The following is a 21,650-nucleotide window of genomic DNA, read 5'->3' as shown; positions in this document are numbered from 1 at the left end:
ATTGCAGCCTTCCTTTCCAGATATCACACGTCCAGCTCGTGGAGCATGTTGTAGATGGTGCTCCGAATGGCGCCGCCAGCGGTGACAGGGGCCACCTTGCCGGGGAGGGACAGGGCCCAGATCACCTGACGTCCCAGGCGGTCGGCGGCCTTGCGGTCCACCCCGCCGGGCTTGGAGGCCAGGTCGATGATGAGGCAGTCGGGCCGCAGATCTTTCAGTTCCGTCTCCCCCAGTACCGGGGCGGGGACGGTGTTGACCACCAGATCGTAGCCGCACAGCCAGCCGTCCAGACCGCCGATCTGCTCTGCGCCGTAGCCCTCGCTCTCCGCCAGAGCCAGCTGCTCATATCGCCGGGCGGCCACGCTGACCCGGGCTCCCAGGGCGGCGAAGCGCCGGGCCGCGGCCTGCCCAACCCGGCCGAAGCCGGTGATGAGCACCCGAGCCCCGTGGATGGTGACAGGCATCTGCTCCATAGCCAGCTGGACCGCCCCCTCCGCCGTGGGGACTGCGTTGGCCACCGCCAGCTCCTCCCGGGCGAAGTAGTCCCGAAGGATCAGCCCCCGGGCGTCAGCCATAGCGGCGGAGACCGGGTCTACCCGGCCGCCGCACAGGATCTGGGGGGGTGAGAGGGCATCCAGCAGAGAGGCCAGGGGAAGGGCGGAGCGGGTAAGGGGGGTGTTGACCATCCCCTCGGCCCCGGCCACCGGGAGAGGGAGGACCACGCAGTCTGCCCGGCCGATCCCGTCCAGCGAGTCGGCCAGGGTCAGGTTTTCCGTGGGCGTGACCACGCTGCCGCTCAGGGCGTAAGTATGGACGCGGTGGCCGTCCTCCGCCAGCAGGCGGGCCAGACAGGCTTGGCGCAGGTCCCCGCCCAGCACCCAGAAATTCAGTTCACGTTTCATGGCGTCAGCCTCCATTCTTTGCTGGTCCAGTCTATGACGGGGGAGAAAAGGGGGTTCCGGGGCCGGAGAGTGGCTGTCAGGGCCCTCTTGCTGGGAAAGTAAAAAATGCGGAGCGGGGCGCGGTATTTTCCGTGGGCTTTTCCGGGGATTTTCTTTGCAATGCGGGGGTATTTTGCTATAATATACTATCTATCGGTATGGACAGATCCAAAATCTTCCGACATCCACGGGGGAGGGACCGCTCTCCCACGGAGACGAGGTGTGTGTTTGTACTTAAAAGCATTGGAGACCAGCACCTGCGCGCTGTGTCCGTTTTACCCAAGCCGCCCGTCTGGCGCTCAGCGTTCTTCAGGAGGGGCGGACATTATCATCCAACAGATGGCGAGGCGCAGGAAATCACCGAAACGATGAAAGCCGCCGATCAAATGACATGGAGCGGTAAGATGAACAATATCCGAGCCGGTGCAATGGAAGTCGTAGACAAGGAGATCATATACGCATAAAGTGAAGTGACAGCGGAGCAATGCCCCTTTTATCGTATTCCTGAGGTGTTGGCTCACCCGACCCGATTTCCGGTGGCTGACAGCAGATGCAGAAATCCTATATGCTCTGACGCCAGACCGCATGGGGCCATGCCTGATTATCCCTGTTTGTTGAGTGTGGTATGCAGCCCATAAGCCGGTGCGTCTTTACTGGAAGGGCTGAGATAACAGTTCTTGGAAGAGACTGTATTCAAAAACTGATGCCAGCTATCCACATACCGCTCATACTGAGAGCGCTGCGTGTGTGTTTTGCCATGCCAGGTGCATTCCTGCGCCGTATAAAACTGGTTCCAGTAGTGATTTATAGAAACACCCCAGCGGGGTATCTTGGGATGTGGTTGCCCAGCCCTTGCGGTGGCTTCTGTCAGGCCCAAAGCGCACAGTACCTAAACCCGCAGTTCCCCGACTTCACAGACTGTTCTGTAGACGGATTATATGAGTGTGCCGCCCTGACCCAGTGGTTCTGGAGTCAGGCAGAAGAGGCTGGAGGGCGCTTTGACCGCCGCAATGGTTGCCCCAATTACCAGAAGACGTTGCGGGCGGTGCGGAGGGACTGAGCAAAACTATGATCTGATGGAATTGATACAGTCTTCTCTCATCAAATCCGTCAGTGCTGACGGCTTTGAGAGAGCCAGTCACAAAATACAGATTTCAGTCTGAGACAGAAAAATGGAATAAATAAAAAGTTACCGAGAACCGCAGCTCCGGGGTTCTCGGTAACTTTTTATTTGCCTTCATTTTTGAAAACTATTCTGCGACAGAGCCTTTTCTTTTGAAGCTGTCAATCGACCTGCTGGCGAAAGGCTCCGGAGGAGAAGGGCATGAAAGAAAACCATCTGGCTCTTTTCTGCAGAGTGAGTAAAGGGAGCCGAACATCCCTCACCTTTTGCTGTGCTTATTCTGACAGTGATACAGTGCTGAAGTTTGCGATTTGCTGCTCCATGGCAGTGAGACAAACGCATTGTTTCGCTCTTAACGACGGGCTGGATCATTTTTCTTCAAATATTTCGACACTGTACTATACAGCAGATTCATCTCAACAGGCTTCGAGATGTGAGCATTCATTCCGGCCTCCAAAGCGTCACGCACATCCTGAGCAAACGCATTTGCCGTCATCGCAAAGATGGGGATGGATGCTGCGTCTGGATGAGCGAGCTTCCGAATTTCTCTCGCTGCCTCATAGCCATTCATCACCGGCATCTGTATGTCCATGAAAATTGCATCGTATGTTCCCGGCTCAGACTGATCGAACTCGTTGACCGCCTGAAGGCCGTCACACCTAAGTGTAAATGTGGCTCCCCACATCTGAAGCAGCTCTCCCAGTATCTCAGAATTGATCTCATTGTCCTCTACCAGCAGGAAATGATAGCCGGACAAGTCACCAGGCTCCACCTCAATGGGCACATCCCGGCAGTATTGTTCCTGATCAGAGGGAAGATCAAATTCCAGTTCCACCTCAAACTTTGTCCCTTGCCCCAGCTTGCTTTCCACTTGGATCGTGCCGCCCATCAAATCGACCAGTCCCTTGGTGATGCTCAATCCCAGGCCGGTCCCTTCCACCTTGGAGACCTTTTTGCTCCGGTTAAATGGTTCGAACAGTCGGTTGAGGAATTCATCACTGATGCCGATTCCGGTATCCTGAACTGTGAAGCGGTAGCGTACGCATCCGTGCCTCTCTGCATTGATCTCCTCAACACGGAAGATGACCATACCGCCCTCCAATGTGAACTTGAAGGCATTGCTCAGAAGATTGATCAAGATCTGCTTGATTCTCAGCGCATCGCCGGTAAATTTGATATGCTGGAACACACTCGTCTCAATTTTGAAGCACAGGCCTATGTTTTCCGCCTGAGAGGTCATAATAGAGGATATATTTCCAATCAGCTCCTCAATATGGATCGTTTGAAGGTTCAGATGTATTTTAGACTGTTCGATCTGGCTCATATCCAGAATGTCATTGATCAGGCTGAGTAAATGCTGGGATGACACAGAGATCTTGTACAGATAATCCTTCAGTTTGTCGGTGTTATCCAGGTTCGCAAGGGCCAGGGTCGTCATACCAACGATCGCATTCATGGGCGTACGGATGTCGTGGCTCATTGAGGAGAGAAAATCACTTTTCACCTTACTCGCGTTTTCCGCTTCGCGCAGTGCTCTTTCAAGCTCTTCCTTTGCCTTTCGCTCCGCGTTCAAGACGTCCGTTACATCCGCCCGGATGAAGCAGACCCGTCCAAGCCGCAGATCGATGGCCGAAATGTGCATTTTTTTCGTTCGGATCTCACCGGCGGCATTGTACACAGAAAAGATGAAGGAGTAGCTTCCCTGCTCTTTTAACCGTTCCAGCATCGTGGCAGGATCCAGCATCTTTTCTACATATCCCTCTTCGCCCCAGTCTTCCACAAGCGTCTCTCCCACGACTTTCCGGATGCGCTCAGAATTACAGCCTGTCATCTCAGGGATATTGTCATCTCCACCGCTCACGATCTCATATTGGTCGGTAAGAAGATCCACATCCGCCACCAAGTCATATTTCGTAGAGGACAGCGTTAAAAATATCTTATCTCGTATCGTCTCCTTCGTGATGTCCGTCACAGTCAGGATACCAGTAATATCTCCTGTGTCCGGCATCTCTACTAAACGCACCTTAAATTGGACATATCTTCCGGCACGCTGCTTCGGGAGGTCGATAAAGCAGGGCATGACGATTTCTCTGTCGCCGGCGGCATAGGCTCTTTGAGACGGTTCGTTCAAATATTTGGAGTAAAAGGTCTTTCGCTCCTCCTGATCGACGATCAGGGTCCCCAGCCCTGTGAAAAAATTTTCCCGCTCCGAACCAAACAGAGAAAGAAGGTCGGAGTCTGTGTGGTCCACGATCTCAAGGATCTGATTTTTTGTAATGTTACAGTGTCCAAGAATCAAAGCATCCGGTCCAGCCAACTGATAGTGCTGGTGTATCTGCTCCTGATACTGCTGGCGCAGCTGCTCCTTGACCTTTTTTTCTGCGGTCACATCGTGATAATCGGCATAGACCCTTACACAGTCGCCGTCGCACTGAATGACAGACACCTTGGTCTTGACCCAGATGTACTCCCCGTTTCCCTTTTGCAGGCGATACTCAAGCTCATATTTCTCGCGTTTTTCGCTGATACAGCGATCCAGATTCTCACGAACGAACGCCTGATCGTCCGGATGCACGCCGGCAAGGGCGCTCTCCTGATACATGGCCCAGGCGTCCTCATGGCGCATACCCAGCATTTCTGAAAAGCCTTCTGAGAGATACTCCGGTTTGATGCTTCCGTCTACATCATGTCGGATCACGGCCATGCCGCCGGGAAGATATTTCACCGCAGTCTGAAAATACTGCTCCAGCCGCTCCTTTGCCCTGCGTTCTTTCAGTTCCTCAGTCGTATCGCGTACATATTTGATGTACGCCGGGGTCCCATTCCAGTCTGTTACCCGGGTCCTCGTCGTATAGGTCCTTCCGTTCAGTTCGTGGACTTCCACACCTTCCGATTGTGCAGACGCGCCTGAATACAGGGAGCAGAACTCACATGGTTCTGTTCTGCCGTGCAGCACCTCGTAGCATTTCCCGGCTGGGAAGGCGCTCTGTGCTCCGCCCCTGGATTTCAGGCTGTTGGCATACAGGAGGTCGTAGTTTTCCGAATCGATCACATAAATATCGTCCGCCGATTCACTGACAATGTGCTGAAACAGCTGGAACTCCGGAGATAGTCCGGAGAACAGCACCTGGAACTCCTCTCCCACCATCCATCCCACTAGATGACACCAGATCTGACGCCCGCCCTTGCTTTTCAGCCAGAAATGCGTGCTGAGCTCTGTATGCTCTTCCCGCGCCACGCGCAAGGCTTGTTCCACCTGCTCCCGGTCGCACTCGCAAACGATCTGCAGGGCGTTTCCACGGGTAAGCGCTTCAAATTCCGACCGATCGCCGCAGATCAGCTTTACAAGCGTATCAGAGCAATACTGAAACACAAATTTGTCCGTGGACCCGTCATAGACAGCAAGGCCTCCGTGGAGCGCATCGATCCCTCTGTTTTGATTCTGATTCATAAACGATCCTTCCTGCCTCTCAGTTTTCACGTCGGATGTGGAGTTTTTCAACGCGCATACCTCTGGACACAGAGCCACGCGCATCGTCTTTTTGTCGACCTGCTTACCGGCCGCTGAACCCACAGGAAAGCGTCAAAGGGAGGCTCACGGCAGGACCTCGTTGAATACCTGGTCGATCCGGCTGTGCAGCGTCTGCAAGGTCTTTTGTAAGTGCTGGTTCTCCGCTTTCAGATCCTGGATAAACAGCTGGCGCTTGATCTTCAGCCGCAGCAGCTCTGCATTCACAGGCTTCTGAAGAAAGTCTGACGCTCCGTTGGTAAAGCCCTCCAGTTCAATATCCACGCCCTCCAGGCTGGTCAGGAAGATCACGGATATATTGGACCAGTTTTCAGATTTTTTCAGCACCTTGAGCAGGTCCATGCCGCTGACGCCCGGCATCACCATATCCAGCAGGATCAGATTCAAATCTGGCGAACGCTGAAGCTCGCCCAGGGCCTCTACTCCAGTATTGGCGCTGACCACCTCAAATTCTGGCTCCAGCAGAGCCTTGACGATGGCCACACTGGTCACATCGTCGTCTACGATCATGATTTTTTTCATCCGCGTTCCTTCTTTCAACCGGTTTGTTCCGCTAGGAACTGGGTGATGCTCTGGGTGACCCTGCGGTACTCCTGGGTAAGTTGGCGTTGATAAGTTGTCAGCTCACTAGGGGGCACAGCGGTTCTGATCTGCTCCAGATATTCGGCAGACAGCTGGCGCAGCGGCTCGATACCCAGATTAGCAGTCAGGCCCTTCAACGTGTGAACATGGCGCTCCAACGCCTTCATGTCACGAATGTCATAGGCATGGGCCAGGGCGCTGAAGGTCGGGTCCTGTGGAAATTTCAGGATAAAGCGCCTCAAAATCGACTCCATTCCTCCCAATCTGGCCACAGTTGCCGGTGCATCTACCCCGATTCGCTCCAGCAGTTCATGAAATTCCATACAGTGTCACTCGCTTTCTAACAATCGAGCTGCGCTCTCTTCGCAGAGCATTTGAACCCGATGTCTGCTCACAGTTTGTCTTTATCTAATTGTAACAGTATTTTTACGATCTGTATAGATAGGAAATCTCAAATTCTACAAAAAGTTACAGTATGTCTACAAGGGAGGAGACGAGATTGTTCTGCATAAAAAATGATCCGGCCCTGTACGGAAGCGCACTCCACAGATCTAACTTAAGAGTATGGCATTGATAATTGAACAAGATATACCGGCCAAAGGCAAAAGGAGTATTGATTTTCAGATAAAATTATGTTACACATATATCACCTATCACCGAGCTCATTTGCGCTTCTGATGATCTTAAGACAGTACAATATCTGGAAGGTCATGAAAACAGCAAAATAACAGCGGACTTTGCATTAAGGTGAAGTACAGTAAACCACATCATTTCCCTCGCGTTTACCGGAGAATGTTATAATTGATGTAAGCACCGAATGACCGTGAGGCTGTGCGGTGTGTTTTGCTGTCAGCCTTTCGGGTAAGCCTCCACGATACATCCCTCCATCTCCCGGTTGTGTCCCAGCACCCTGCGGAGCTTGGCCTCATCCAGCAGGCCGATGGAGCTGACGGTACGGAGGAGTTGGTTCAGGATGTTCCTGCTGCTGCGAACTTCATAGACCAGCGTTGGCATATCAACAGGAGGGGCTTCCTAGATGGCATCGCGGTTGATGCACTGCCGGATGAACCGCTTATGGGAGCCTCGCCTGCTGCTGTACTGGTCATTGAGACGGGAGAGCTCCTTGTTAGACGGACAGATGACGATCTGGTTGCTCGCCTCAAAAGATATGGCACCCAAGGATATGCAGGAGCTGCTGGACAAGGCAGCCTGCGGGGAGTAAAAGTGTTCCCCTGTTTCAGCCTGTAAGGTCAAAAACAAGGGAAACTATATAAGACTCAAACATTGATATTATAAGCGATTATCGCTCACTATGGGGATTTAAAACTGACTCTGCCTGGCTCAGACGATAACAAACAAATATTCGGTCCGGTCCTGGGGCTGAGATTCTAATTGAGAGGCTCGCAATTTTGGACGCAAAGTGCGCGCTGGCGCCGACTTTTACAACAGAGACGTTCCTCCATGAACTTTTGATGCGAAATGTCAATGACCATGCCAGTGAGAAGCATGTCCCCTTGCTGCTCGGAAAAGGAGCCATTCATCAACAGCCATACGACCTCCCCATCGGGACGAACTACACGATATTCTAAGCTGATCGTTGACTCCCTCTGTTTTATGGCGTTACGCAGCCGTTGCTCAATCCAGGGAATATCCGAGGGATGTACCAAGTGGATCGCTTGGTTATTTAATTTGTTGCGGAATGTCTCCCTTGTAAAGCCATGCAGAGCATAGTAGTGATCGTTCGCATAGATCAAGGTAAGATCCCGATCCGTTCTGGCACGGAAAATTCCGCCCATCGGACATTGAACGATGGACTCCAGTTCAGCCTGCGCCTCCATTTGACCGGTGATGTCCAAGCATAGGCTGACCAGTACTGATGCGCCATTGGGTAAGACCGTCTGTACTCCTGTCTCTTTTACCCAGATATAGCCTTTGCCTCTGCACAGCATTCTATATGCCGTTGTATAGTTATTTCCAACGAGAAGGGCCTGTGCGATCTCTGCCTTTACATTTTCGCGGTCCTCTGGCCGAAGGCAATTGATCATGGTTTTCCCGACAGCGGCGATGAGATCCCTCTGGCTTGGATAATTCAAAAGAGACAGCATCTGTTCATCAATGTAATAGAGGGGGAAGCCCGGAGCATTATAAGTAATCATAATACCGCCGAACATACATTTGCTCAGCAAATCCAGCATTGCTTTTTCTATACAATGCTCAAGCTGTCTCTTCTCGTTAGGTTTATGAACGAAGCACTGCGAAGGGGCTGGCATTTTCAGATCACTCTTCATTCCCACATAACTCTCCCATATACATATTGAATAGGGCTCTCCTTACACTGCTGTTTTTTGAGAGACGGCACTTAATGCAGCCTGCCGGATCGTAGAGGTCAAAACTTTCATCTCAGCAAGGATCTCGTTGTATATCTCCGCACGGCATACGGACATATTATTGCATAAAGCTGTCTCTCTCTGATGTGAGTCCTGTTTCCACCGCAGAAACAAGACTTTGAGTTGATTGGAGCTTTGGGTATTGACGGGGTCCAGATAATGCCCCGCCAATTTCGAATCCCCGCGTGTCAGGGCACCCTCAAAAGCGTAGCGTATCCCGCGCTCTACCTGTGCGAAACTGGCTCCGTTCTGCTTGGCTATCTTTGCGTATAACGCACAGATCTTTCCGGAAAAATAGTAGGGATCTTTATCCATGAGTTCTAAAGCATCGTGAATATATATAAACCCTTTTGTATTGACCGGAATCCCTGCGCGCAGCAGAGTATCCGCGATTTCATCGTATATCATAATAAATATCCTTTCAATGATAGATTGCCCAGCCGTTCCTATGGGGGCCACGTACATTTCCTGGTTGACAAGCGCTGTCTTTTGCTTTAGTATTATCGATATACTTAAATACGCCGTTCGTGGTACATATGTCCATGTAACACGTTCAGCACCCTTAGCTTACAACAAATATCTTTGAAAGTCAACCGATTTTTACAAATTTCTTGTTATCCTCTTTTTGCGGGCAAGAGATTTGTGAGGCAGAAAATGGGGATTGTAGCGTCTGATAAGGAGGACCTCACATGAGCCTGGGAGATAGATTACGGCAGAGGAGACAGGAAATGGGCCTCACCAGGCCCCAGCTGGCGGCTAAAATATGCGTGACTCCCTCAGCGATTGCCAATTACGAAAATGGTATCAGCACCCCGAAACCTGATATCCTGATTTCCCTAATCAATGTGTTGGAAGTCGATGCCAATTATATTTACTCCGATTATCTTGGACATAGCCAAGTAAGAAATCTTTATGACCAGGACCTGAATGCGGAAGAAATTGATTCTATTCAAAAATATAAAAAGCTTTCGGAAGAGGGAAAGCGGCTCGTTCGGCTGATTATCAATGAGGAATATGCCCGAACTATTACCAAGAGTCAGCTTACCCTCCCCTGCTATCTGCCTGGTGTGCGTAAGCTCCACACCGGATTTCTCATGCAAACGAAATTGGGCAGCGCGCACATCATGCAAAAAGATCTGCCTGACGGAACCGATTTTTGCTTTCAAATTCAAGTAGATCAATATCTGCCTGTCTTTCGAAAATTTGATATTCTGGCACTCCAGAGAAGACAGGCACGGCACAATGAGATGGGGCTGTTCTGTCTCAATGGCATTTACTATATCCGTACCCTTTTCCAGGAGAAGGGAGAGTGCCGTCTTCGATCTCTAAATGTAATTGATGAGGATATTTTGGTGAAAGAAGCGGATGAATTCCACTGTATTGGTACGGTCCTTGGCCAAGTAAATGCCGTTTTGGAAACTTAAATGAACCCTGCTTTCCGAATATTTTTGGCGAAAAGAAGGGATCTTCGTTGTGAAAAGCCTTGGGGCTTTTACTTTTTATGCAGATTTTTGATATTAGTAAGAACTTGTAAAATATAAATATAAAATTTTGTATTTGAATGAACACTACATAAATATAGACAACGGAAGCTCAAAAATTGTACCGCATAGACAAGAAAAAGCCCATCAAAAAGGCGCCCTCTACAAACAGGTATCCCCCATCTATAATGGAGCCATGAGGCAGCTAGAGGGCGGGAGATATATACTGAGTGGCGGCCTGTGAGGATGAGCGTGATGCCTAGGAGCAGATCTGCGACCTGTGCCGCGAGATTCTCACCGGGTTTAAGTCGGAGCACACCATCTCTGCCTTGTCCAGCGCCGGGGAGCTGGCCGCCGCGCCGGACGGCGGGGAGCGGTTTGAACTTCTTATATATGGATATCCTGATGGAGGCCGGACGGGAATGGAACTGGCCTGAGATCCGCGGGCAGAGAATGAACAGACCAGCATCCTCTTCATCGCCAGCAGCCAGGAATGCCTCAAGGACGGCTACTCCGTCCGCCCTATCCAGTACCTCTACAAACCGGTGGACCGGGCGGAGCTGGCTCAGGCCATGGAGACAGATTTCCGTCTGCACCACCGACCGGACCGGGTGACCCTGCGGCTGGGCAGCAAGACATCGGTGCTGCCGCTGGATACCCTGCTCTATGCCAAAAGCCAGAGCCACGGCACGGTGGCCGCCTTTCCCAACGGCCAGCTGCGGAAGCACAGCAGTGCCGCCGCCACTGCCGCGCACAGCAGGAAAAAAGAAGCATTCATGATCGTATTCGCTTCACGGCGCAGTCCTCCTATCCTCTTTTGTTTGGTATGATTGTACCAAGATGCTGGGCAAGTCCTCATAGTTCCTTCTGGCAGCGACACCTATACCTTCTATATTTCCCTTGGAGCCAACCAGCGCCTGAACACTTCGTCACCTTCTCCTGGCGGGCCATAAGCGGCAGTGTCCAGGTGGAGGGCGGGGCAAAAAACGTGACCCTGGATGGTACTTTCGCGCTGGAAGTAACTGCTGACCGCAGCTCCTTACTGACGAAGGGCAACGGGACCTTTATGGTACAGGTCTACGACCTGGAAAACGCCCCCTTTGAAAACGGCGCCGACCGCTGGGAGCAGAGGGTGACGGTGGAGGTGGACAATCTGGCGGTCTATGCCAAGAAAGCGATGGATACCGTTACTAAATAGAAAATTTCATGCCAGAGAAGCAGATGGGTGTATTTCCTGTCCTGCAGCTTTTTATAAAGTAAAGGGTGCTTCGCCCTCCGAAGTCTTATCTAGCCTTACCAGATTCCCCCCGCGCTGTTTGCAGCTCTTGCCATCAGCCACCCGGTCACAGTACCGGGGGGCCTTTTTCATTTTCGGAATGAAATATTTCCAGCACTAGTTACATCGACTGACCTGCTGGCTGTCCTGTTCGGAGTAAAGTGTCAGAACCAACGGCCGAAAATCCAGCAAACTACGCAGCCGGAACAGCCGTTTTTTCTGTGAAGGCAACTTTGTCGGGCCACAGATCCGTACGATATCGGCGTAAACTGCTCGCAAACTTTCGCACTGCTCGGCAATATTTATTTTTTGTTGAAGTTATATTGACAATTTGTTGAGATATCATTATAATTACCCCATTACCAATGAGACACAGAAAAGGGGACTGACCATGCGTCAAGAGGAGGCGTTCGAGTTTCTCTGCCGTCTGGCCCAGGGGATTGCCAGTATGTTTGGCGACAGCTGTGAAACGGTAGTCCATGAGATGGAGGGTGAGCGGATGAAGAATCTGGTGATTTTCAATGGTCACGTCTCCGGACGCAGCGCCGGCTCCACGCTGAGTATTTATGGAAGGGATACCATCCAGGATGACCCGGAAGGGACCAGTCTGGATCAGGATTTCCTGAACCAGATGGTAGTGACCCCCAGCGGGAAGAATATCAAATCCTCTACTTTCCACCTGCGGGGCGAGGGGTACCATTATGCCCTTGGCATCAACTATGATGTCTCGGTGATGGGGGCGATGCGCCGCCTGCTGGAGAACTTTACCGAGTCCTCTGGCAGCCTATTGGACTCTATCTCAGAGGACCGCTCTGATTTGGATGCCATCTTCGATGCCTGCCAGGCCAAACTGGACAAGCCCATGTCTCAGATGCGCAAGGGCGACCGAATGGCGCTGGTGGCCCTGCTGAAAGAGAAGGGTATTTTCCACCTGCAGCGCAGCGTCCCCTATGTAGCCGAGCGTATGGGTGTATCCAAATATACGATTTACAACTACCTCAATGAGTTGGAGCACATTTAATGAAGCAGACCATAATGCTGGAGAAGGGGAGACGCCCATGACAATTGTAGAGGCCGCAGAAGTCCGCCAGCGGCTGACCATGCCTGTGTGTATCGACCTGATGCGCACCAGCCTGCGGGAGCTGGAGGCCGGGAATTACACCCAGCCGCTGCGCTCCATTGCCCTGCTGCCAGGCGGAGAGAAGTTTGGGTTTATGCCGGCCTGTTTGGGGGACTGCTTTGGAGCCAAAGTGCTTTCAGCGTTTCCCCAGAATGCAGGAACCAAATACCCATCCCACATCGGCTATGTGCTGCTATTTGAGGGAGAACACGGCAGCTTCCTGGGAATGGCCGACGCGGCGGTCATTACTGAGATCCGTACCGGCGCGGTCTCCGGCGTTGCCACCGACCTGCTGGCCCGGCCCGATGCCCACCGCCTAGCCATTATCGGGGCGGGAGCACAAGGACGGTCTCACTTGGCCGCCATGACCGTTGTGCGGGATATCCATTCCGTGACCGTCTATGATCAAAACACTCAGACGGCCCGCCGCTACTGTCAGGAGATGGAGGAAAAATTTGGTATTCCGGTCACCGCTGCAGACAGTGTCCGGGAGGCGGTATGCGACGCTGACATCGTCTGCACCGTAACGCCCAGTCGGGAGCCATATTTGGAGAGCGACTGGATCGCCCCCGGCACCCATATCAACGCCGTGGGCGCTTTCACGCCCACCACCCGAGAGGTCACCAGTACTCTGGTGGCCAAAGCCAGACTGTACGCCGATCAGGTGGAGGCCATGCGCAAGGAGTGCGGTGAATATCTGGTCCCCCTGCAGGAGGGACTGATCGGTCCGGACCACATTGTGGGCTCTCTGGGCGACGTGCTGCTGGGGCGTGTCCCGGGCCGGAGCAGCGGGGAAGAGATTACTCTGTTTGACGCGCTGGGCCTGGCCGTGGAGGATGTGGCCTGTGTCAAGTATCTGTGCGGCGGAAGCCGCAGCTGAATGGCTGGCCCCATGACCCGACAACAATAAATTTATCTGAGGAAGAAGGAAACCGCCATGAAAAAATGCATTGCCCTGCTTCTGACCGGTGTGATGCTGCTGGGCCTCCTGTCCGGCTGCAACACCTACCAAAATGATGACAGCGCCTCCAGCGCCGGAAGCACCTCAAACACGGCAGATGGAGTCAGCGCCGACTTCACCATGGCCTACAATGGTGTGGTGACTCTGAACCCCATTATGAGCCAGAGCTCCAACGATTTTAACCTTTTCTATCTGACCCAGATCCAGTTGGTGCGCTTCTACGGCGATGAGCTGCAGTACGACGCTGCCGAGCGTTACGAGGTCAGCGATGACTATACCGTCTACACCTTCCACCTGCGGGACGGCCTGAAGTGGTCGGACGGCCAGGCGCTTACCGCCCACGACTTTGAGTACGGCGCCTACTGTCTGCTGAATCCCGACATGGGTAGCCCGGCGGCATACAGCTGGTTTGCCATCAAGAACGCCTCGGCCTATAATTCCCGCGAGATCACCGATTGGGCCGAGGTGGGCGTGAAAGCCCTGGACGACCTGACCCTGGAGATCACCCTGGAGCGGCCGCTCAACTCCTTTGACCGCACCATTGCTGTGCGCGGCCTGTACCCCCTGCGCCAGGATTTTGTGGAGCAGGTAGGCAGTCAGCAGCTGGGCTCATCGCCGGAGACCATGCTGTTCTCCGGCCCGTACATCATCACCGACTGGGTGCTGGAGAGCTCCATGGAGCTGAAAAAGAATGATCTCTACTGGGACAGTGCCAATTCCTTCCCCACCCAGAACCTGCACTTCATCGAGGTGGAGGATGACAACACCAAGGTGGCCATGTTCGAAAATGGCGAGGTGGACGCCATTGAGCAGATCTCCAGCCAGTATTTTGGACACCTGAATGAGTACCTGAACTCCTTTGTGGGCGGCGGCATTATGTTCCTGTGGATCAATCAACAGGGTACTAGTCCGGAGACCGCCGCACTGTTGAGCAATCAGAACTTTCGTCAGGCCCTGAACTATGGCTTCGACCGTTCCGCCACCGTCAATGCGGTAAACCCCGGTTACAAAGCCTATAACCGACTGGTGGACTCCAACTTTGCCGGTCCCGACGGCGGCAAGTTTGTGGATGAGTACCCGGTGGAAACGGTGCCTCTGTCCGGCGACGTGGATAAGGCCAAGGAGTATCTGGCCGCGGCCATGGAAGAGTTGGGCTACTCTGATGTCTCTCAGCTGCCCCAGCTGGAGCTGATCACCTGGGATACCTCGGAGCAGAAGCTGCTGCTGGAGACCATTATCGACCAGTGGAAGCAGAATTTGGGCCTGGAGAATATCCAGCTGACCCAGTATGTGATTGGCACTGCCATTGGCAGCTTCTACGACCTGAGTTATGATTTGTTTGCCATTACCTGGGAAACTGACGTGCTGCCCACCGACATTATGGAGGCCATGGTCACTGGCGGCGAGGTCAATTACGGCATCTGGAGCGATGCCCAGTTTGACTCCCTGGTGGAGCAGGCCATCAACGAGCTGGAGCCGGACAAGCAGGCGGAGCTCACCGCCCAGGCCGAGCAGATCTTCCTGGACAATGCGGCCATCCTGCCCCTGTATGAAAACGGCGTGACCGGCGCAGTGCAATCCTATGTGGAGGGCTTCCAGATGTCCGCCACCAGCTCCGGTTATCAGTTCAATCACCTGGTGGTACACAAGTAAACAAGTAGTTTTGCGCAGCGGGGAGCGCGGCGGCTTTTCAGGCCCCGTCTCCCCGCGTATCGTTCTTCGAAAGGAGACCCGCCTTGAAACGATATATTCTAAAGCGGCTGGTGATCTCGATCATCACCATCTGGCTCATTGCCACATGCAGCTTCTTTCTGCTCCATGCCCTGCCGGGGACCCCCTTCGGCACCACGCAGCTGATGAGCCAGGAGATGCGGGACAAGATGATGGCCTACTATGGGCTGGACCGCCCGCCCCTGGAGCAGTACCTGACCTTTCTGTCCAACCTGATTCGGGGTGATTTCGGCTACTCGCTGAAATATGTAGGGCAGTCGGTCAACGGCATCATTGCCCAGACCTTCCCGGTGTCGGCGCAGCTGGGGCTGCAGGCATATCTGCTCAGCTTCCCCATCGGGATCTTTTTCGGCATTATTGCCGCCCGGCGGCGGGGCCGTCCCCTGGACTATGCTCTGGTGGGCTTCTCCGTGCTGGGCGTGTCGGTGCCGGTATTTATTCTGGCATCCCTGCTGCAATATGTATTTGCCACCGAACTGGGGTGGTTCCCGGTGGCCCAGTGGAAGGGCTTTGCCTACACCATCCTGCCCACACTGACCCTGGCCATCGGCTCCATCGCCGGAAAAACCCGCAATATGCGCACGCTGATGCTGGAGGTCATTTCGGAGGACTACGTCAAGACTGCCAAGGCCAAGGGCCTCTCCTCTGCCCGGATCGTCTGGAGCCACCAGATCCGCAACGCCATCATCCCCATGATCCCCTCCCTGGGCATGGAGATCGTGACCATCCTGATGGGATCCTTTGTGGTGGAGCAGATTTTTGCCATCCCGGGTATCGGCGCGTATTTTGTCCAATCGATCCAGAGCCTGGACTACACCATGACCCTGGGCTTAACGGTATTCTTCGGTGTGTTTGTGGTCAGCGCCAACTTTGTGATCGATTTGATTTACGGCCTTGTGGACCCGCGGATCCGGGTTGCGAAATGAGGTGCATTCAATGAACAAACCCGCTTCCTCTCTGAACGAGCAGGATTTTGTCCGTCTGCCCGCTGACCGAAGCATGGCCGACGCCATAGTGCGCCCCAGTGTCAGCTACTGGCGGGACGTGCTGCGCCGTATTCGGTCCGACAAAGTCGCCATAGTCAGTCTGACCTTCCTTGTCATCATCATCCTGATGGCCATTTTTGCCCCCATACTTTCTCCTTACGGCTATGAGACCACCGATCTGCTCCACACCAACCAGCCTCCCAGTGCCGAGCACTGGTTCGGCACCGACGCCGGAGGCCGGGATCTGTGGACCCGGGTCTGGGTGGGGGCACGGATCTCCCTGATTATCGGTCTGGGCGGCGCCATTGTGCCCCAGATCATCGGCATCTTTTTGGGCGGCCTGTCCGGCTTTTTCGGCGGCTGGGTGGATATGCTCATCATGCGCATCATTGACGTGGGCGTGTGTATCCCATCACTGGTGTATGTGACCCTTATTATGCTCTGGCTGGACGCGGGCCCCGTGGCCATCATCATCGCTATTGCCATTACCGGTTGGATGGACTCGGCCCGCGTCGTCCGGGGCCGGATGCTCCAGTTTAAAAACCGGGAGTTTGTCCTGGCTGCCAGCACTCTGGGGGCCTCCCCCATCCGCATTATTTTCCGGCATATCCTGCCCAATATCCTGGGCCAGCAGGTGGTCAACATCTCCTCTGCCATCCCGGCGGCCATTTTCCTGGAGGCATACCTGAGCTTTATCGGCCTGGGCATCAAATCCCCCATGACGTCCTGGGGTCAGCTGTGCCAGGTGGGCTCGGAGTTTTACCGCCTCTACCCCTACCAGCTGTTTATTCCCGGCGTGTTTATCAGTGTGACCATTTTGGCATTTTATCTGTTCGGCAACTGTCTGCGCGATGCGCTGGACCCCCATCTGAGGGACTAAAGGAGGCGCCTTATGACGAACCATCTTTTGGACGTGCAGGACCTGCATGTCTCCTTTGACACCCACGCCGGCGAAGTCCAGGCGGTACGGGGCGTCAGCTTCTGGCTGGATGCGGGTGAGACGCTGAGCATTGTGGGCGAGTCCGGCTGCGGCAAGTCGGTGACCATCCAAACCATTATGAAGCTGCTGCCCTCCCCTCCATCCCAAATCAAGTCGGGCGCCATCACCTACCAGGGCACCGACATCACCCATTTGAGCGACAAAGCTATGGAGTCCTACCGGGGCAAGGAATTTTCCATGATTTTTCAGGATTCTATGACCAGCCTGAACCCAACCATGCGGGTGGGACGGCAGATGTGCGAGGGTATTTTGCGCCATCAGAGGGTGTCCCGCCAGGAGGCCCAGCAGATTTCGGCAGAGCTGCTGGGGCAGGTGGGCCTGCCCAACCCGGAGCTGGTGGCAAAGCGCTACCCCCATACCATGTCCGGTGGTCAGCGTCAGCGGGTCATGATCGCCATGGCTATGGCCTGCAACCCCAAGATCCTATTTGCCGACGAGCCCACCACCGCCCTGGACGTGACGATGCAGGCGCAGATCTTGGATCTGATGAACCACCTGAAGGAGAAGCGAGGGACCTCCATACTGCTCATTACCCATGATTTGGGCGTAGTGGCCAAGATGGCCGACCGGATCGCCGTGATGTATGCGGGCAAGATCGTGGAGTACGGCGACGCGCGGCAGGTATTTTACCGCCCCAGCCACCCCTATACCTGGGGGCTTCTGGGGGCCATGCCCAACCTGATCCAGGACGTGAAGAGTGAGCTGTACGCCATTCCCGGCACGCCGCCCGATCTGTATGCCCCGCCCAAGGGGTGCGCCTTTGCGGCCCGGTGTCCCTACGCCATGGAGGCGTGCTTGAAGGAAGATCCCCCGGAATTTGCCTGCGGTCAGGGCCACGGCTCCCGCTGCTGGCTGCTGGACCCAAGGGCACCCGATGTAACGCCGCCGGAGGGCATTCCGCCCCTGCCGAAAGGAGGCAGTGATCATGTCTGATGCAATTCTCCAGGTTTCCAACTTGGAAAAACACTTCCGTGTAGGCCGGGGCAAGATCCTGCGGGCGGTGGACAATGTATCCTTTGCCATCCAGCGGGGCAAGACCCTGGGACTGGTGGGCGAGTCCGGCTGCGGCAAGACCACCGTGGGCCGCACCCTGCTGCGTATCTATGAGCCGGACGGGGGCACCATCGTGTTTGACGGCCAGGACATCAGTAAGGTGACCCGGGCCCAGGCCAAGGCCCTGACTCGAAAGATGCAGATGATCTTTCAGGACCCCTACGCCTCTCTGAATCCCTTTTTCACCGTAGGCGAGATCATCGCGGAGGGCCTGGAGCTGCATAAGCTTTGCGCCAATGCCAAGGAGCGGCGGGAGCGGGTGTATGAGCTGCTGAACATGGTAGGCCTCAGCAAGGAGCACGCCAACCGATTCCCCCATGAGTTCTCCGGAGGCCAGCGCCAGCGGGTGGGTATCGCCCGGGCGCTGGCATTGAACCCGGAATTTATCGTCTGTGATGAGCCCATCTCCGCCCTGGATGTGTCCATCCAGGCCCAGGTGGTCAATATGCTGATGAAGTTTCAGCGGGAGCTGGGACTTACTTACCTGTTTATTGCCCACGATCTGTCCATGGTCCGCCACATCGCCGATGAGACGGCTGTCATGTATCTGGGCACCATGGTGGAATACGGCCCTACGGAGGAGGTTTACGGCCATCCGGCCCATCCATATACCCAGGGTCTGCTCTCGGCAGTGCCGGTGGCCGACCCAGACTACGAAAAGACCCACCACCGCATCCCTATGGAGGGCGAGGTGCCCAGCCCCATCGACCCCAAACCGGGCTGCCGTTTCTGCGGCCGTTGTCCCCGGGCTACCGAGCAGTGCCGCACGCAGACGCCCGCGCCCAAGGACCTGAGCGGCGGACATTTTGCCGCTTGTCATCATCTGGATTAGGAGGAACACTACCAATGAATACAACAGAAATGGTTCAAATTGCCCTGGATCTGGCCCAACTGCAGGAACTGCCTCTGGATTCCTCCGTCTCGGTTCCAGGGGAGAATATCACCCGCGTGCTGGCGGGCATTGATATGGGTGCTGCCGAGCTGACTCTGGCCCGCCAGCTGGGCTATGACTGTGTGGCCAGGCACCATAACATGGTGCCCCGCCTGGGTAAGCTGGGAGAGCTGGTTGCCCAAAGCCACTATGAGAAGCTGGTACACTATGGTGTGCCCGTCAACGTAGCCCAAAAGCTGCTGGAGCACCGCAAGCGGGCTACGGAGATCATGTTTCACGGCTCCAACCTGGACGGGGGGCCGTCTGTGGCCCGGCTGCTGGGGATGCCATATCTGGGCCTGCACACCCCCGCCGACCTGCTGGGCGAGCGGATGGTGGAGGCGAAGGTGGACGAGGTCTATAAAGCCAATGACAACCCCACCGTCCAGGAGATCCTGGACAATTTAATGACCATCCGAGAGTATGCCCAAGCCCCCGAGGGCCAGCGCCCTGTCATCTGGGTGGGCGAAAAGGACAGCTACGCAGGAAAGACTGTGGTGGATTTTGCCGGCGGCCTGGGGGCGGAGCTGGACGAGCTGAAGGCGCTGATCACCGCCGGTGTGGGTACCTTTGTCTGCATGCACATGGACGCTGACATCGTCAAAGCCCTGCAGGAGGACAACCGCTGCAACGTGCTGTGCATGGGTCACATGGCCAGCGACTCCATTGGCTTTAACCAGATCCTGGACGCCTGGGAGGCTCGGGGCGTAGAGGTCACCCGCATCGGCGGGCTGGTCTGACAGGAGGCCCGCCATGGCATGGACTTTGATTCGGGGCGGGACTGTGGTAGACGGGACCGGCTCCCCGCCCTTCCAGGCCGATGTGTGCATCCGGGACGGCGTAATAGACGCCGTGGGCCCTGACCTCTCCGCCCCGGAGGGAGCCCAGGTGATGGATGCCGCAGGGAAACTGATTACCCCGGGATTTATCAACATGCACTCCCATTCCGATTGCTCCGCCGCCATGTACCCCAATATGGAGAGCACGCTGGGCCAGGGCATTACCACGGAATTTGCCGGACATTGTGGCCTGGGGGTCGCCCCAGTACAGCATAGTTGGCTCTACATGTTCCCAGAGAAAAAGGCATTCACCAAGGTCATGCCTGAGCCGCCTGGGGGTATTAACCCATACAACGCCTATCTCGTTCCCACTCAGCGGCTGCGGGAGCCCTTTGCCCAGACCTACGGTCAGGAGCTGGACTGGACTACTTATGGCCAGTTCCTGGAGCATCTGCGCCGAGTGGGGCTGGGCGCCAACCTGGCTGTGGTGGCCGGGCAGGCCCAGATCCGCCTACAGGCCATGGGCACCGACTACCATCGGGACGCCACTGAGACGGAGATCGCCGCCATGGAGGGCGCCCTCAGCGAGGCCATGGATGGCGGCGCGCTGGGACTGAGTCTGGGCCTGGACTATGAGCCGGGCCTCTTTGCCGGGCGGGAGGAACTGCTGCGCCTGATGAAGCTGGTGGCTGCCCGGGGCGGCATCGTCACTGCTCACACCCGCAGCCGCAGCCACCCCTATTATGGCCATGCTCAGAGCTTCCTGGACGGTCTGCGGGAATTTTTGGACCTGGGACGGGAGAGCGGCGTCCGCATCCATGTCAGCCACATACAAAACGGCTACAACGTCACCCCGGCCCACGACGGTTTGATCCGTGCCGCCGTGGCCAAGACGCTGGAGGAGCTGGACCGAGCCCGGCAGGCGGGTGTAAACGTCACCTGGGATGTGATCCCCAAGTACGCCTATGGTCCCTTCCACTACCCTATGGCCGCCTCTCTGTTCCAACCCTACGTGGAGCGGTGTGGGGGCTGTGCCGCTTTTTCCCGGGCGTTGACCCTGCCTGACTTTCGGCGGCAGGTTGTTGAGGAGATCCGGACCGGACGCCATCCGTCTCAGGGGGTCTTTACCCGCTTTGATCCGCAGGCCGACCCAGCCTGGGACACCCGCTACCGGTTTACCCGTGTGCAGCGGGCAGGCTGTGTAGGCAAAACGATTCGAGAGGCAGCGCAGGGGGCAGACAGCCTGGAGCTGCTGCTGGATGTGCTGACCGAAGACCCCTACGCCGCTATGATTTCCCTGGGGCGCCGTCCGGAACATACCCCCGACCGGGACGCCTTTGTGGCCCGAACGGAGGCCACCATTGGTCTGGATACCTGGACCTTGGACTACGACGCGGCCCTGTCCGAGGGCGACCTGCCGCTGGAGTGCGGCTCGCCCGCCACATACGAGGGGATGACCGTGTTTCTGGAGACGGAGCGGGACAAGGGCGCTGCCATAGAAGAGACGATACGCAAGCTTACCGGCAATGCGGCCCGCACCCTGGGACTGACCGACCGGGGCTTTGTCTCCCAAGGTCTGGCTGCCGATCTGTTGGTACTGGACTGGGAGCATTTCTCTGCCAGGGAAAATCTTGCTGATCCCCGACATGGCCCGCAGGGACTGGACTATGTGCTGGTGGCCGGGCAGATCGCCGTGGACCACGGCGTCCATACCCATGTGCGCAGCGGCACGGTTCTGGGGCCTGAACATCGAAAGGGAGAGAACTGAGC

General features: G+C 55.4%; 21 protein-coding genes. 14 read left to right on the top strand and 7 right to left on the bottom strand.

Going from position 1 to position 21,650, the window contains the following annotated elements; translation table 11 throughout:
• Positions 1 to 23: 23 nt before the first annotated feature.
• Positions 24 to 902 (bottom strand): dipicolinate synthase subunit DpsA, encoded by an 879-nt coding sequence (locus L9O85_RS10570; RefSeq protein WP_077138730.1) that lies wholly within the window; start codon positions 900 to 902, stop codon positions 24 to 26.
• 263 nt (positions 903 to 1,165) lie between these two features.
• On the opposite strand from L9O85_RS10570, the gene L9O85_RS10565 reads away from it, so the two are divergent.
• Positions 1,166 to 1,405 (top strand): TnpV protein, encoded by a 240-nt coding sequence (locus tag L9O85_RS10565; protein WP_276756745.1) that lies wholly within the window; start codon positions 1,166 to 1,168, stop codon positions 1,403 to 1,405.
• A 1,011-nt stretch (positions 1,406 to 2,416) separates the two neighbouring features.
• Here L9O85_RS10565 and L9O85_RS10560 read toward each other — a convergent pair.
• From L9O85_RS10560 to L9O85_RS10545, 4 genes are all read right to left on the bottom strand, one after another.
• Positions 2,417 to 5,515: a PAS domain-containing hybrid sensor histidine kinase/response regulator gene (locus L9O85_RS10560; RefSeq protein WP_301578575.1), complete on the bottom strand. Its 3,099-nt coding sequence runs from the start codon at positions 5,513 to 5,515 to the stop codon at positions 2,417 to 2,419.
• Between the two features lie 144 nt (positions 5,516 to 5,659).
• Positions 5,660 to 6,115, bottom strand: coding sequence for a response regulator (locus L9O85_RS10555; RefSeq protein ID WP_108980797.1), 456 nt, complete (start codon positions 6,113 to 6,115; stop codon positions 5,660 to 5,662).
• 14 nt (positions 6,116 to 6,129) lie between these two features.
• A complete protein-coding gene (locus L9O85_RS10550) occupies positions 6,130 to 6,498 on the bottom strand; it encodes an Hpt domain-containing protein (protein WP_108980798.1) in 369 nt (122 codons plus the stop codon).
• A gap of 526 nt (positions 6,499 to 7,024) precedes the next feature.
• Positions 7,025 to 7,189, bottom strand: coding sequence for a hypothetical protein (locus L9O85_RS10545; RefSeq protein ID WP_276756743.1), 165 nt, complete (start codon positions 7,187 to 7,189; stop codon positions 7,025 to 7,027).
• Positions 7,190 to 7,211: 22 nt separating this feature from the next.
• Here L9O85_RS10545 and L9O85_RS10540 point away from each other — a divergent pair, with 22 nt between their 5' ends.
• On the top strand, positions 7,212 to 7,397 hold the full coding sequence (locus L9O85_RS10540) for a hypothetical protein (RefSeq protein ID WP_050623817.1): 186 nt from the start codon (positions 7,212 to 7,214) through the stop codon (positions 7,395 to 7,397).
• A gap of 166 nt (positions 7,398 to 7,563) precedes the next feature.
• On the opposite strand, the gene L9O85_RS10535 is transcribed toward L9O85_RS10540, so the two are convergent.
• Positions 7,564 to 8,463, bottom strand: coding sequence for a PAS domain-containing protein (locus L9O85_RS10535; RefSeq protein WP_301578574.1), 900 nt, complete (start codon positions 8,461 to 8,463; stop codon positions 7,564 to 7,566).
• A gap of 42 nt (positions 8,464 to 8,505) precedes the next feature.
• Positions 8,506 to 8,970: a sporulation initiation factor Spo0A C-terminal domain-containing protein gene (locus L9O85_RS10530; RefSeq protein WP_157954732.1), complete on the bottom strand. Its 465-nt coding sequence runs from the start codon at positions 8,968 to 8,970 to the stop codon at positions 8,506 to 8,508.
• Between the two features lie 281 nt (positions 8,971 to 9,251).
• Between L9O85_RS10530 and L9O85_RS10525 the strand changes: the two genes are divergently transcribed.
• From L9O85_RS10525 to L9O85_RS10470, 12 genes are all read left to right on the top strand, one after another.
• The gene (locus tag L9O85_RS10525) at positions 9,252 to 9,986 is read left to right on the top strand and encodes a helix-turn-helix domain-containing protein (RefSeq protein ID WP_050623820.1); all 735 of its coding nucleotides are present in this window, start codon (positions 9,252 to 9,254) and stop codon (positions 9,984 to 9,986) included.
• 629 nt (positions 9,987 to 10,615) lie between these two features.
• Positions 10,616 to 10,873 carry a hypothetical protein gene (locus L9O85_RS10520; protein WP_133248304.1) on the top strand — a complete coding sequence of 86 codons (258 nt, stop codon included), beginning with the start codon at positions 10,616 to 10,618 and terminating at the stop codon, positions 10,871 to 10,873.
• Positions 10,874 to 11,031: 158 nt separating this feature from the next.
• The gene (locus tag L9O85_RS10515) at positions 11,032 to 11,241 is read left to right on the top strand and encodes a hypothetical protein (protein ID WP_301578573.1); all 210 of its coding nucleotides are present in this window, start codon (positions 11,032 to 11,034) and stop codon (positions 11,239 to 11,241) included.
• 469 nt (positions 11,242 to 11,710) lie between these two features.
• Positions 11,711 to 12,340: a helix-turn-helix transcriptional regulator gene (locus L9O85_RS10510; RefSeq protein WP_050623823.1), complete on the top strand. Its 630-nt coding sequence runs from the start codon at positions 11,711 to 11,713 to the stop codon at positions 12,338 to 12,340.
• 37 nt (positions 12,341 to 12,377) lie between these two features.
• Positions 12,378 to 13,319, top strand: a complete 942-nt coding sequence (locus L9O85_RS10505) for an ornithine cyclodeaminase family protein (RefSeq protein ID WP_276756741.1) — start codon at positions 12,378 to 12,380, stop codon at positions 13,317 to 13,319.
• Between the two features lie 57 nt (positions 13,320 to 13,376).
• Entirely contained in the window at positions 13,377 to 15,053 is a 1,677-nt protein-coding gene (locus L9O85_RS10500) for a peptide ABC transporter substrate-binding protein (RefSeq protein WP_050623825.1), read from the top strand.
• Positions 15,054 to 15,136: 83 nt separating this feature from the next.
• Positions 15,137 to 16,057 carry an ABC transporter permease gene (locus L9O85_RS10495; RefSeq protein ID WP_050623826.1) on the top strand — a complete coding sequence of 307 codons (921 nt, stop codon included), beginning with the start codon at positions 15,137 to 15,139 and terminating at the stop codon, positions 16,055 to 16,057.
• Positions 16,058 to 16,067: 10 nt separating this feature from the next.
• The gene (locus L9O85_RS10490; protein WP_301578572.1) at positions 16,068 to 16,997 is read left to right on the top strand and encodes an ABC transporter permease; all 930 of its coding nucleotides are present in this window, start codon (positions 16,068 to 16,070) and stop codon (positions 16,995 to 16,997) included.
• 12 nt (positions 16,998 to 17,009) lie between these two features.
• Entirely contained in the window at positions 17,010 to 18,050 is a 1,041-nt protein-coding gene (locus tag L9O85_RS10485) for an ABC transporter ATP-binding protein (protein WP_108980807.1), read from the top strand.
• The gene (locus L9O85_RS10480; protein ID WP_050623829.1) at positions 18,043 to 19,002 is read left to right on the top strand and encodes an ABC transporter ATP-binding protein; all 960 of its coding nucleotides are present in this window, start codon (positions 18,043 to 18,045) and stop codon (positions 19,000 to 19,002) included. Before L9O85_RS10485 ends, L9O85_RS10480 begins: the two co-directional genes overlap by 8 nt.
• A 14-nt stretch (positions 19,003 to 19,016) precedes the next feature.
• On the top strand, positions 19,017 to 19,841 hold the full coding sequence (locus L9O85_RS10475; protein ID WP_108980808.1) for a hypothetical protein: 825 nt from the start codon (positions 19,017 to 19,019) through the stop codon (positions 19,839 to 19,841).
• Between the two features lie 13 nt (positions 19,842 to 19,854).
• Entirely contained in the window at positions 19,855 to 21,648 is a 1,794-nt protein-coding gene (locus L9O85_RS10470) for an N-acyl-D-amino-acid deacylase family protein (protein WP_108980809.1), read from the top strand.
• The last annotated feature ends 2 nt before the right edge of the window (positions 21,649 to 21,650 follow it).

It is taken from the genome of Lawsonibacter asaccharolyticus, assembly GCF_022453915.1.
Classification (GTDB): Bacteria; Bacillota; Clostridia; order Oscillospirales; family Oscillospiraceae; genus Lawsonibacter; species Lawsonibacter asaccharolyticus.
The sequence above is the reverse complement of the archived record's forward strand: the minus strand, read 5'-3'. Positions and strand labels throughout refer to the sequence as shown.